This is a genomic window from Deltaproteobacteria bacterium (assembly GCA_026129095.1).
Lineage (GTDB): Bacteria > JAGRBM01 > JAGRBM01 > JAGRBM01 > JAHCIT01 > JAHCIT01.
This window is the reverse complement of record JAHCIT010000011.1, coordinates 56,464-68,394: the sequence shown is the minus strand read 5'-3', so window position 1 is coordinate 68,394 and position 11,931 is coordinate 56,464. Positions and strand designations below refer to the sequence as shown.

11 protein-coding genes and 1 other RNA gene are annotated in these 11,931 nt (G+C 62.4%); 5 read left to right on the top strand and 7 right to left on the bottom strand.

Annotated features, from left to right (window positions below; translation table 11 throughout):
• Positions 1-79 precede the first annotated feature (79 nt).
• On the top strand, positions 80-610 hold the full coding sequence (locus KIT79_14385) for a DUF3015 family protein (protein ID MCW5830491.1): 531 nt from the start codon (positions 80-82) through the stop codon (positions 608-610).
• Between the two features lie 71 nt (positions 611-681).
• Entirely contained in the window at positions 682-2,589 is a 1,908-nt protein-coding gene (locus tag KIT79_14380) for a DUF4105 domain-containing protein (protein ID MCW5830490.1), read from the top strand.
• Here KIT79_14380 and KIT79_14375 read toward each other — a convergent pair whose 3' ends face one another.
• From KIT79_14375 to KIT79_14365, 3 genes are all read right to left on the bottom strand, one after another.
• Positions 2,590-2,808 carry a hypothetical protein gene (locus KIT79_14375; protein MCW5830489.1) on the bottom strand — a complete coding sequence of 73 codons (219 nt, stop codon included), beginning with the start codon at positions 2,806-2,808 and terminating at the stop codon, positions 2,590-2,592.
• An 82-nt stretch (positions 2,809-2,890) separates the two neighbouring features.
• Positions 2,891-4,039 (bottom strand): acyl-CoA dehydrogenase family protein, encoded by a 1,149-nt coding sequence (locus tag KIT79_14370; protein MCW5830488.1) that lies wholly within the window; start codon positions 4,037-4,039, stop codon positions 2,891-2,893.
• Between the two features lie 31 nt (positions 4,040-4,070).
• The gene (locus KIT79_14365; protein ID MCW5830487.1) at positions 4,071-4,769 is read right to left on the bottom strand and encodes a glutathione S-transferase N-terminal domain-containing protein; all 699 of its coding nucleotides are present in this window, start codon (positions 4,767-4,769) and stop codon (positions 4,071-4,073) included.
• A gap of 207 nt (positions 4,770-4,976) precedes the next feature.
• Between KIT79_14365 and KIT79_14360 the strand changes: the two genes are divergently transcribed.
• Positions 4,977-6,677, top strand: a complete 1,701-nt coding sequence (locus KIT79_14360) for a carotenoid oxygenase family protein (protein ID MCW5830486.1) — start codon at positions 4,977-4,979, stop codon at positions 6,675-6,677.
• On the opposite strand, the gene KIT79_14355 is transcribed toward KIT79_14360, so the two are convergent.
• Complete coding sequence (locus tag KIT79_14355) at positions 6,678-7,631, bottom strand: hypothetical protein (protein MCW5830485.1); 954 nt, start codon at positions 7,629-7,631, stop codon at positions 6,678-6,680.
• 15 nt (positions 7,632-7,646) lie between these two features.
• Positions 7,647-8,450, bottom strand: coding sequence for an ABC transporter substrate-binding protein (locus KIT79_14350; GenBank protein MCW5830484.1), 804 nt, complete (start codon positions 8,448-8,450; stop codon positions 7,647-7,649).
• Positions 8,451-8,500: 50 nt separating this feature from the next.
• Here KIT79_14350 and mog point away from each other — a divergent pair, with 50 nt between their 5' ends.
• Entirely contained in the window at positions 8,501-9,037 is a 537-nt protein-coding gene (mog, locus tag KIT79_14345; protein ID MCW5830483.1) for a molybdopterin adenylyltransferase, read from the top strand.
• A gap of 91 nt (positions 9,038-9,128) precedes the next feature.
• Entirely contained in the window at positions 9,129-10,739 is a 1,611-nt protein-coding gene (locus KIT79_14340) for a long-chain fatty acid--CoA ligase (protein ID MCW5830482.1), read from the top strand.
• A 3-nt stretch (positions 10,740-10,742) separates the two neighbouring features.
• Here KIT79_14340 and KIT79_14335 read toward each other — a convergent pair whose 3' ends face one another.
• Together KIT79_14335 and rnpB are read right to left on the bottom strand one after the other, a co-directional pair.
• Entirely contained in the window at positions 10,743-11,474 is a 732-nt protein-coding gene (locus KIT79_14335; GenBank protein MCW5830481.1) for a hypothetical protein, read from the bottom strand.
• A 22-nt stretch (positions 11,475-11,496) separates the two neighbouring features.
• Positions 11,497-11,883: RNase P RNA component class A (gene rnpB, locus KIT79_14330), an RNA gene on the bottom strand.
• Positions 11,884-11,931 lie beyond the last annotated feature (48 nt).

Below are 11,931 nucleotides of genomic sequence, written 5' to 3'. Positions count from 1 at the left end.
TTAAAACTTCGGCAACTAAAGAAATGCTATTCCTCTTTTATCAGGAGGAGGCAACCACCACTTAAAGGAGTCCCGCCCTATGAAGAAAACCCATCTGTGCATGTCCCTTGCATTCGCCGCGCTCACGCTCTCGCTGACTGGCACCCCGGCCGAAGCTGCCAAGTACGGCATGGCGGGCTGTGGTCTCGGTTCGATCATCTTCGCGTCAGGGCAGGATGCGGACAAGGCGATTAACGACCAGCGCGTCAAACAGGTTCTGGCAGCCACCACCAACGGAACATTTGGTACCCAGACATTTGGTATCACAACGGGCACATCAAACTGCACCTCTGGCGGCACCGCCCGGAACGAAGAGGCCGAGCAGATGATGTTTGCCGAGGCGAACTTCAAGCAGATCGCCCGCGATATGGCCAATGGCGGCGGCGAATATGTGACCGCTTTCTCGGCGCTTCTGGGTTGCAGTGGCAGCCAGGATTTCGCATCTGTCGCGCAAAAGCAGTATGAGACGATCTTCCCGGCGGCCGGAACCACTCCTGCCGGCATGCTGATGACCGTCAAGGCCACGGTCGCATCGGATCCCGGCCTTGCCCAGACGTGCACCCGGATCTGATCCAGCCACTTCCTGAGCGATTGACAAGGACTGCCGCCCCCGTCAAAAGGGGCGGCGGTTCGTTTTTATATGTGACCGTTCTGTACATTCTTCTTGGTTTTTCCACCTTTCCACATCTGGCTCGCGCAGGGGCTGATGAGGAAGGTGCAACTCCTCCAGACCCGTATCTTCAGGAACTGATCGGAAAATCCCGCGAGAAAAAACTCGCCCGGGACCGGTTCTGGCTGCTGCTGCTTCACTACCGGGGTTCCCGGAGCGAGGCGGACGGGCGCGGATTTTTCTTCGCGGATGACGGCCACCGGAACCCCGAAGCGGAGATGGAGGCGACGCTCACCCGTTTTTTCGATCCGCCGCTGGAGGAAACCGAACAGGTCCAGCATCCCCAGTGCATGTTCCCGGCCCGGTTCCGGTGGCTGAAGGAACAGCTTGCGTTCGACCCGGACAAACTTCCGTTCCAGAGCTGCGGCCGCTTCGAGCATTTTCGCGGGCAACTGGATCCGGGGACGGTGACGTTCGTTTTTTCCGCTGCCTATGTGAACAACCCCGCGTCCATGTACGGCCATACATTCCTGCGGATTGACCGGAAAGGAACGAAGGCCGCTCACGATCTTCTCTCCTATATTGTCAATTTCGCCGCCAACGATGAGGGGGCGGGCGGTCCGGCCTATCCGATACTTGGGCTGTTCGGCGGGTTCCAGGGAAACTTTTCGACCATTCCCTACTATCTGATGGTCCAGGTGTATTCGAACCTGGAGAGCCGGGACCTCTGGGAATACCGGCTGTCCCTGACGGAAGCGGAAATTGAGTGGATGGTCCTGCACATGTGGGAACTGGGAAATACCCACTTCGACTACTGGTTCCTGGACGAGAACTGTTCCTATCACATCCTGTCGCTGCTCGAGGTTGCCCGGCCGGGTCTTCATTTGCGCGAGGAGTTCAATCTCTGGGTGATACCCACCGATACGGTGAGCCTGGTTACCTCGGTGCCGGGGCTGGTGACTGAAACCCACTATCGTCCGGCCATCGTGAAACGGATGCTGGCCCGGCGCGATCTGCTCACGGGCAGCGAACGGAAGATCGCCACCCGGATTGTGGAGGACCGGGGGCCGGACCGGTTTCGGGGTTATGACGATCTGCCGCCGGAACGCCAGGTCCGGGTGCTGGATGCTGCCGGCCTGTATTTCCAGGTTCACCGGGCAAGCGGAGAGACACCGGACGCACGGGATGAGGCCGAGCGGGCGATGCTGTTAAGGCGCACACGGATCGGCCTTCCTCCACCTGAGGTGGAGATTGAGCGGCCTTCACCGCCGGAATCAGGTCACGGATCTTCACGGATTGGCATATGGGGCGGGGCAAACCGCAGACAGTCGTTCGAGGAGTTCCACTACCGGCTGGCAATCCAGGATCTGCTGGGCCGGGAGGACGGGTTCCCTCCCCACAGCCTGCTGGAAGTCGTCAACGTCCGGACCCGCTTCGAGAACGAAACGCAGCGCTTCCTTCTTGAACAGGCCGATCTGCTCAGGATCACGTCCATCTATCCATATGATCCGTGGAGTTTCAGGATCTCATGGAAGGCGCATACGGGCGCAGTGCTTCCGCGTGAGAAACGGTGCCCCAGATGGCGTTGCCTGTCCTACTATGGCAACGCGGGGGCGGGGCTGGCCGCATCAACCGCGTTGTGGAGGCGCGAGGTTTATTACGTCTTTGTCGAAGCCGAGGGCGCCGGGGGCGGCGTCTTTGACAGCCAGTTCCGGGTAGGGCCGTCCGTATCGGGCGGCCTCCTGTTCGACGTGGCCCGCTGGTCACGGTTACAGGCCGAGGGACGCTATCTCGTCCCGGTGCTCGGAGACCGGCAGCGGGTCTGGCAGGCGTCGGTGTTCTGGGCTGTTCATTTCCTGAGGAACGGCGAGTTTCGCGCTGGTGCGCAAACAGGCACCGCCCCCGACGAGGTGAGCGGCGGGCTTTACTGGCATTTCTAGCTAGCTGTTCAGGAACCCGGTCTGGCAGGTGCCGCCCTGGTTATTCGGCTGGCCGTCGGAGTTCTTCACCGGCAGAAACGGGGTGGCCGCCGGGTCACAGGCGACCGCCACTGCCTCGATGTACTCCTCATGGACGACCTTCGGCGCCTCATAGGGACGGCGCGGCGCCTGGCTCTGAACGGACTGGATATCGGACTTGCGGCTGTTTCCGGTGCTCATCTGCGTGTTCCTCGCGGCAGTGACCAAGTATCTCCGGTTTCCCGGCCCCGCGCAAACGGCTGTCCCGCGCCCGGTTGCCGGGTCAGTCCAGCCCCAGCTTGCGGGCGATGATGACCTTCATGACTTCATTGGTGCCGGCGAAGATCGACTGGACGCGGGCGTCCGTGTACATGCGGGCAATGGGGTATTCGGTCATGTAGCCGTAGCCGCCGTGGAGCTGGAGGCACTTGTCCACCACCTGCTTGAGCTGGTCCGTGACCCAGTATTTGGCCATCGAGACCTCCTTGACGACATCCTTGCCGGCAATGTGCGCGGCGATCAGGCGGTCCACGAAAGCCTGGGCGACTTCGGCGGCAGTGGCGCACTCGGCGATCTGGAACTGAGTGTTCTGCATCTTGGCCAGCGGCTGTCCGAAGATTTCGCGCTCCTGCACATAGCGGATCGTGTGCTCGACAGCCGACTGCATGGAAGCCGCGCCGCGCACGGCGACGACGAGCCGTTCCTGCTGGAGCTTGGTCATGAGCTGGTAGAAGCCCTGGTTTTCCCCGCCCAGCAGGTAGCGGCGCGGCACGCGGACCTCCTCGAAAAACAGTTCCGACGTATCGTTTGCCTTGAGGCCGATCTTCTTCAGGTTCCGGCCGCGGCGGAAACCGGGCAGCGCCGTATCAACGAGGAAAAGCGATATCCCCTTGTGCGGCGGCTGGGCATCCGGGTCGGTGCGGGCGGCCACCACTACCCAGTCGCAGAGCTGGCCGTTGGTAATGAAGGTCTTCTGGCCGGTGATAACGTAGTCATCGCCGTCCTTGCGGGCGCTGGTCCGGATACCGGCGAGATTGGACCCGTAGCCCGGCTCGGTCATAGCGACCGCCAAGATCTTGTCGCCCGTGAGAAGCTGCGGGAGCAGTTCCTTCTTCAGTTCCGGCTTCAGCCAGTCAGCGAGATAGGGCGCCACCACGTCGTTATGCAGCGAGATGCCGAACCCGGTCACGTTGGCGCGGCCCACCTCCTCGATCAGCACAACCGAATAGAGCCAGTCGGCCCCTGTGCCGCCGTAATCTTCGGGCATCCACGGCACCAGGTAGCCCTGCTCGCCCGCCTTCTTCCAGACGTCGCGGGCGACCATGCCCTCATCCTCGAAAGCCTCGTACCGGGGGGCAACCTCCTTTTCGAGAAACTTCCGGAAGTTCTGGCGGAACAGGTCGTGTTCGGGGCTGAAAAGGGTTCTTTCCATGATGCGGATCCTTCTGGGGAGAGTTTCGGGCTCAGGTGCCGTAGGTGTCGATGAGATATTGCCGGATCGCCTGGGGATCGGGGCCGAGGGACGCGCCGGTATTGGAATCGATGAGCCAGGGGATCAGTTCCTGTCCCGTCCGCTTCACGAACTCCTCCCGGCTCGGACTTCCCTTGCCGATATTGTGCAGCAGATAGGGTGTCTCCAGTTCGCACAGTGTTTCGCGGACGATGCGGCTCAAGGGGCTGGCCTCGAACCCGTACATTTCGAGCGGCTTTTCCGGCTGGCGCGACGGTCTTGCCCGGTGGCCGTGGGCTGCACGGGACGACGAGGCGATGAACGATGTCACGTTCGCCAGCGAATCGATGGCGAGCAGGGGTCCCGCTGCACGTCCGCCGTAGGTCTTGAACAGGTAGCCGACGATATCGGCCGATTCGTAAAGCTGCACGCCCGTGTTCGGGTCCACAAGGAACGGGTACATCTCCTTGCCGCCGAGCTGCTTCACGCGGGGGCGGTAGATTTTCCCGCCCTTGGGGCAGGGGTAGATCATGACTTCGAGATCCAGTTCGGTGAGGGCTTCGCGTACCTTGCGGCAGAACGGACAAGCCTCGAATTCGTACAGCTCCAGCGGCCGGCCCGGACGGCGGGCGGGCTGCTCGGCCACGATCCCCGCGCCAAGACGTGCGGCCGTCGCAAGGGCTGAGGTGGCGAAGTCGAAAATCCGGCTCAAGGGGGTGGAAGCTCCTGAAGGGGCCCCAGGCGGCAGGACGCCACCTTATCAGGGCCCTTTGATGACCATGAACCGGACCTCTTTCCAAGGCAAGAGAGATTTTGGAAGGGAAAGGAACACCCGTAAATTTAACTTGTAAAACAACTGCACTTTTGCTTAGTTAGTTGGCGAGGACGTGGCACGTGTCCGGACTCTGGAGGCTTTGACATGGCGACAATCACTCACAACCTGTTCTGGGGTGCCGGAGAGGGAGACTTCCGGCTGAACGTGACCAAAGGGTGCTGGCCCACTGATGCCGATGGGGCGGTTTTTATCGTCGGTCCCGACAAGCGGCGGCCAGGTGGGCACTGGTTCAACGAACACGGGATGATCTGCAAGATCCACTGCGCGCCGGATTCCGGCGGCAGGGTGCGTGTCCAGTTCCGGCTGGTGGAGACGCCGGTCAAGAAACTGCGTGACCGGCTTCCCTGGCTGTTCAGGAAAGTGTTCGTCATGGAGGCGTCCCCCTTTGGCGTCACGAACCTCGCCAACACGAACGTGCAGCCGATGAATGACCGTCTGTTTCTCGGCTACGATGTCGGCCGCCCGGTGGAGATTGACCCCGAGACACTCGACTACGTGACAGCGGTTGGCGACAACACCGAGTGGGTTCACAGCCTGCCGGGGCTTATCGAGCCGATGACCTCCGTCGCGGCGCATCCGGCGCCTGCGTATGACGAAAATGCGCTCTATTTCGTGAACTATCTCCAGATCCCGCTGCCGGGCATCGAAACGGGCACCTGGGTGGCCCGGTGGGCACTGGACGGTCCTGTTGAACGGTGGAAGCTAGACGGTATCGGAAAGTTCGACAGCATTCACGATATCAAGGCGACGAAGGACTACCTTGTCATCACTGACCTTCCGTTCGCCACCGAGCCGGCGGTGGTCATGGGCGGCCCGCGCAAGCGGCCCAACCAGGACTTCACGCGGCTGTGGATCGTGAGCAAGAAGGACTTGAAGCAAACGCCCGCTGGCGGGAGCGTGCCGTTCCGCGAACTGAAAATCCCCATGAGCACCGGTCATATCGCCATCGACTATGACAATCCCGGAGGCGAGATCACCGTCTACCTGCAGCATATCGGGACGGCGGACCTCGCCATCACCTGCAACCCGAACGAACGGAACCGGGACGGGGAGATGTTCGATCCCAACCACGACGGCCTGATCGCACTCGATTCGCAGCCATCGGTGGTGGGCAGGTACCGGATCGCAGCCGCGACGGGAGAACTGAAGGAGACGAAACTGGCATATGACAGGGACCAGTTCTGGGGCGGAATCCTCTGGACACAGAATGTCTACACCGACAGCTCCCAGCGGAAGGCCAGAAACCTCTTTTACGGCAGTATGGGGTTCGATCCGGAGCTGATGGCCGAAACCACCTGGCGTCTTTACAAGGACTACCAGCACGCCATTGTCCCCATGGACCGGCTGCCTGAGAAATACATCCCCGGTGCGCTGGCACGCGTGGACCTGGAGCAGATGGAGTATTCCGACGTGTACCGGTACGAGGACGGAATGTTCCCGCATCCTCCTACTTTTGTACCCCGCAGGAACTGCCAGCATGACCTCGACGGCTACGTGGTCGTGGTGGTTCACAAGAAGGCCCCGAAGGAAATCCACATCTTCGACGCGGCGAATCTCGTGCAGGGTCCCGTTGCCGTCGCCAGTGCGCCCGACTTCAACCCGCCCTTCATGCTCCATTCCTGCTGGATGGCTCCCCGGAAGGGCCCCCGGCCATCGCAATACCGGGTGGACCCGGTGAAGGAAGTCTGGGGTGCGGTGCGCGATGTGCCGGGCCGTGTATCGGCTTTTGCCCGTATGGCCGGGCTCATGGTCAGGAAGCCGAAGCGTGCCGAGCGGAGCGCGTAGCTATCTGGCCTGAACGAGCTTCGCCTTCACGATGTCGAGTTCCCGGGCTTCATTCTGGTCGATGATCCGGAACCTGAGATCGTCACCAGGGTTCATGGCCGGTTCCAGGGTTCCGGCGGGAAGTTCCCGCTCGAGGCGTATCCATTCGGGGCCATTTGTCCAGACGCGATTCATGGCCCAGCGGGCGACAGTGACGCCGGAACGGACGAGTTCCGCCTCGATCCGGTCGTGGGGTTCCGCACCCGCATGGACCAGCAGCCAGACCGTGTGGGGGAGCCCGTTCAGCGGGCGGTTCATGGCAAGCGTGGCCGCCCCGCGCACATGCCAGACGGGATATCCGTCCCGGACGCTCACATAGGCATAGTCGCTCTCGTCGCGGCTGCCGGCTGGCCGCGGCTGCCGGACACGCACGAAATCTCCTGCCAGCAGGGGAATCCCGGAGGCCTGCTCCACCTGCTCGCCGATGGGTTTGGGCGAGGCCGCCCCTTCGGGGCCTACGATGGCGGCCGACGAAACGGGGGCAATGGGCGCCGCAGCGGCTGTCTGTCCGGCTGGGGCCCCGCCAGTCTCGACATAGCCATCGGCACCGAGTTTGGCCGTGTCGATGAAGACGGCAAGGATTCCCTCGGACATCTCCTCGACAATGAACGGCTCGCACTGGGACGGGATGTTGAGCTGGCCGAGTTTCCAGCGGCCCTTCTGCTGCCTGGCAGTCTTCTCCGGCAAGGTCAGTGGCGGGGCGTCCTGGTGCGGATCGGTAAACCGCCGGCTGGCACAGTTCACCTTTGAGGCGACCACCGAACACTGGACCCGCTTGTCGGCGAGCGGCTGGCAGCTTTCGATGCGGGAAACTCCCAGTTCCTGCGCGGCGGCGCCGGAACCCGAGGCCAGTATGGCAGCAAGAACAAGCAGGGGGGCCGGCCCGGACAGCCGGAAAATGGTGGCACGTCGCATCTGGTTGTTACTCCGTCAGGTGAGAAGTCTTTCAATATAGTTTAACGCGGCCAGCTGCCGCACGCCATACCAGCAGAAATACGATCCGTCAGCGAGGTGGACCTGCAGCCGGCGGGCCGCCGGATACTGGCTCTTCATCAGCCAGTCGGCTCGGTGCTCGGGGCGGAACTCATACGGCTCATCCGGCAGCACGATCACCTGCGGCAGCGCCTTTTCGAGTTCGGCCTCGGTGATCTCCGGGTAACGGTCCCGCTTGGGCGCGAACGGGTTGGCGAAGCCGAACAGCGTGATGACATCGTGGATGTAGGTGTCACCGCTGATGGTCATCAGGGGCCGGTTCCAGACGGGATAAAAGAGCCTCAATCCCCGGCCGGGCCTCTCGGCGCGGATTTTCTCGGCCCTTGTCTCAGCCGCCGTGGCGATGGCATCGGCTTCCCTGACCCGGCCCAGAATGCGCCCGATCTGGCGGAGCAGGGTGAGCCCTTCGGTGAAAGTCCGGGGGCCGGTGGCGAAGACGGGCAGGCCGGCCGAGCGGAGTTTTTCGTAATCCTCCATGCGGTTTTCTTCTTCATTGACGAGAACGAGATCGGGCTGGAGGGCGGCGATCTTCCGGATATCGGGATCCTTGGTGCCGCCCACGGTGGCGATCCGTTCACGAAGCCCTGCCGGGTGCTTGCAGAACCTGGTCACGCCGATGAGCGCATCCACCCCGGCGAGTTCGGCCACGGTCTCGCTCAGGCTGGGCACCAGAGAGATGATCCGGCGCGGCGGCTCCACGAAATCGTGCCGGACCTCCCGGTTGTCGATGACTGTTTCCATCGGGAAATGAGCCTACCTGCCCCGGCCGGTTCCGTGCTACTCATGTCTCCATGTCATTACCCATCCGTATCGGCATCGTCACCATCTCCGACCGCGCCTCGACGGGCGTATATGAAGACCTCTCCGGCCCCGCCATCAGGGACACCCTGAAGGCCTATCTCAAAAGTCCGTGGGAGGAGGTTTACCGCCTCATTCCGGACGAGCAGCCGGTGATCGAAAAGACACTTATCGAGCTGGCGGACCGGGAAAAGTGCAGCCTCGTTCTCACGACGGGCGGCACGGGCCCGGCGAAACGCGATGTGACGCCCGAGGCGACGGAGAATATTTGCGACAAGATTCTGGATGGTTTTGGCGAGCAGATGCGGGCGGTGTCGCTCAGGTTTGTCCCGACGGCGATACTGTCGCGCCAGATCGCCGGGACACGCGGATCGACGCTCATCATCAACCTGCCGGGAAAGCCCAAGTCGATCCGTGAATGCCTCGATGCCGTTTTCCCCGCCGTTCCCTACTGTATTGATCTTGTTGACGGTCCCCGGCTCGAAACCGACGACACCGTCATCAAGGCATTCCGGCCCAAGGGGGCGTGAACTTGCGGCCGCACCGTCTGGCCTTCATCCTGCCGGGCGGTTACATATTTCCGGTCTGAACTGGACCTGTATCCCAAGGAGGACCGCCTGCATGGACGGCCTGATGATGAACTACCCGCTGACGCTTCCTTTCATGCTGGAGCGGGCCGGAAAGCTTTTCCCGAAAACGGAGATCGTGACGCGTTTGCCCGACAAGTCGATCCACCGGACGACGTACGGCGAGTTCTACCGCCGGACGAAAAAACTCGCATCGGCGCTCACGAAAGCGGGCATGAAACGCGGGGACCGCGTGGCGACGCTTTCCTGGAACCACTGGCGGCATCTGGAGTGCTACTTCGGCATTCCGGCGGCAGGCGGCGTCTTGCATACCCTGAACCTGCGGCTCTTTGCGGACGACCTCGCCTATATCGCCAACCACGCCGAAGACCGTTTCCTGATCGTCGATGACGTGCTGCTCCCGCTCTACGACCAGTTCAAGGACCGGGTGAAGTTTGAAAAAGTGATCGTTGTTCCGTTCAAGGGGCCGGTTCCGGCCGGAATGGAGGACTACGAGAAGTTTATTGACAGCGGCAGCGAGGATTTCAGGTATCCCGACATCGACGAGAACGAGGCGATGGGTATCTGCTACACGAGCGGTACCACGGGTAACCCGAAAGGCGTCCTCTATTCTCACCGGGCCATCGCGCTGCATTCGCTCGTCTCGGCGCTGCCGGACGTTCATGGCCTTTCCCAGCACGATACGGTGATGCCGGTGGTGCCCATGTTCCATGCGAATGCCTGGGGGCTGCCGTTCATCTGCGTGATGGTGGGGGCGCGTCAGGTGTTTCCAGGGCCGCACCTGGATGCGGCAAACCTGCTGGATTTTTTTGCGGGCGAGCGCGTCACCTTCAGCGCCGGGGTCCCGACCATCTGGCTTGGCATCCTGGAGGCGCTCGAAAAGGAGCCGTCCCGCTGGAAGTTCCAGTCCGAGGTCCGGATGGCGGTGGGCGGATCGGCCGTTCCCGAGGCCCTGATGCGCAAGCTCGACCGGTTTGGCATGAGAATTATTCACTTGTGGGGAATGACCGAGCTGTCGCCGCTCGGCACCTGCAGTCAGCTGAAAGCGTCGCAGGCGGGCTGCACCGAGGACGAGAAGTATGCCATCCGCGCGAAACAGGGGCTTCCGGTGCCATTGGTCGATACCCGTATCGTGAACGAGAAGGGCGAGGCTCCGTGGGACGGGGAGACGATGGGCGAACTTCAGGTTCGTGGGCCGTACGTGGCGTCGAGCTACTACCGGCTTGAGAATTCTGACGACAAGTTCACCGCCGACGGCTGGTTCCGGACCGGAGACGTGGCGACAATCGACCCCGAAGGGTTCGTCAAGCTCACCGACCGAACGAAAGACCTCATCAAGTCGGGTGGCGAGTGGATCAGTTCGGTGGATCTGGAGAACGCCATCATGGGCCACCCGGCGGTGAAGGAGGCGGCGGTGATCGCCATCCAGCATCCCAAGTGGGACGAGCGGCCGCTGGCCGTCGTCGTGCTGAAGGATGGCCAGAAGGCGACTGCTGACGACATCAGGCAGTATCTGGCATCGCGGTTCGCCAAGTGGTGGCTTCCTGACGCGGTGGAGTTCGCTGACGCGATTCCACGCACCTCCACGGGCAAGTTCCTGAAGACCGCCCTCAGGGACCGGTACAAGGACTGGAAGTGGCAGTGAGGGCTACCACTCGACCTGCAGGTCCAGTTCCTCGTTGAACAGATGGAACATGAGCCGGCCGCGGCCAGGACGGGCCGGGACGCGGGCATACAGGAACGCTCCGTCCCGTGAGCGGGCCACCGGAAGCGAACGTCCGCGGGAGTCATAGAGCAGGGCTAGGCCGATCTTCGAGACGTCGATGGAGGGCTGTTCCGGCGTCGAGACATAGAATTTCACGAGGTCGTCCTTCCTCACCACTTCGATCAGGTAGTCGGCGTTTGTGTAAACCCTGCCGCCGTGCCGGGCGTAGTAGTCCCGTGGCGGGTCGATGCGGATAACGGCGTCGGCCGCCCCTTCCGCTGGGCAGTCGCGGAACAGGAGATGCCCGGTGACGCCGCGGATCACCGCTTCCCTGAGTTCCGTCGCATGAAAGGCGCCGGGTTCATCTCCTGAGCGGGCGAACCAGAACTCTTCCCAGCGTTCGCTGGTCCCCCGCCGGATCACGAGCCCCCGGCAGCGTTCGGGCAAGGTCTCCACCGGGTTTCCGAACCCGTCCTGTAAATAGATGCTCTGCCGGGCTTCGGTGAGGACAATTTCAGCCTTGAGCGTGCCGGCGGGAAAAAGAAATCCGCCGTGCAGCGTCTGGAGTTGCGCCGGTTCCGGGTCGAAATCCATGGCGTCGAACGGCATTGCCTTCGGGGCGCAGGCCGGGAGCAAAAGGATCAATATGGCCGCGAATCCGCCAGTCGTTTTCATCCGGATTCCTTCATCTAAAGTGCGCCCTGGAACGGCTGTACTCCGGATCCTGTCCCCCTTGCGGGGCGGTGGTCATCCATCTGGGAACGCCGTTGCCGGCGCCCTCAAGCGATCTACCCGTGCGCTTCGGCGGGGACTCTCGCCTACCAGCGCGCACCTATTTGATCTTGCTCCGGACGGGGTTTGCCACGGTCCGGGTCGCCCCGGTGCCGGGTGCGCTCTTACCGCACCGTTTCACCCTTGCCTGATCCCCTTGCGGGGCCATCGGCGGACTGTTCTCTGTTGCACTTTCCGTAGCCTTTCGGCTCCCGGCCGTTAGCCGGCGTCCGGTCCCACGGAGTCCGGAAGTTCCTCGGCAGGCGGCCGGCAGCAAGCTGCCAACCCCTGACGCGACCACCCGCCGTTCCAGGGCGCAAGGGACATTGTAACCACGATCGGGGGGCGGGGCGAACAGAGA

What these genes read in the sequence shown, in the direction of transcription:
- KIT79_14385 (MCW5830491.1), top strand. Translation starts at nt 80, where the DNA reads ATGAAGAAAACCCATCTGTGCATGTCCCTTGCATTCGCCGCGCTCACG.
- KIT79_14375 (MCW5830489.1), bottom strand. Translation starts at nt 2,808, where the DNA reads ATGAGCACCGGAAACAGCCGCAAGTCCGATATCCAGTCCGTTCAGAGC.
- KIT79_14370 (MCW5830488.1), bottom strand. Translation starts at nt 4,039, where the DNA reads ATGGAAAGAACCCTTTTCAGCCCCGAACACGACCTGTTCCGCCAGAAC.
- KIT79_14360 (MCW5830486.1), top strand. Translation starts at nt 4,977, where the DNA reads ATGGCGACAATCACTCACAACCTGTTCTGGGGTGCCGGAGAGGGAGAC.
- KIT79_14355 (MCW5830485.1), bottom strand. Translation starts at nt 7,631, where the DNA reads ATGCGACGTGCCACCATTTTCCGGCTGTCCGGGCCGGCCCCCCTGCTT.
- KIT79_14350 (MCW5830484.1), bottom strand. Translation starts at nt 8,450, where the DNA reads ATGGAAACAGTCATCGACAACCGGGAGGTCCGGCACGATTTCGTGGAG.
- mog (MCW5830483.1), top strand. Translation starts at nt 8,501, where the DNA reads ATGTCATTACCCATCCGTATCGGCATCGTCACCATCTCCGACCGCGCC.
- KIT79_14340 (MCW5830482.1), top strand. Translation starts at nt 9,129, where the DNA reads ATGGACGGCCTGATGATGAACTACCCGCTGACGCTTCCTTTCATGCTG.
- KIT79_14335 (MCW5830481.1), bottom strand. Translation starts at nt 11,474, where the DNA reads ATGAAAACGACTGGCGGATTCGCGGCCATATTGATCCTTTTGCTCCCG.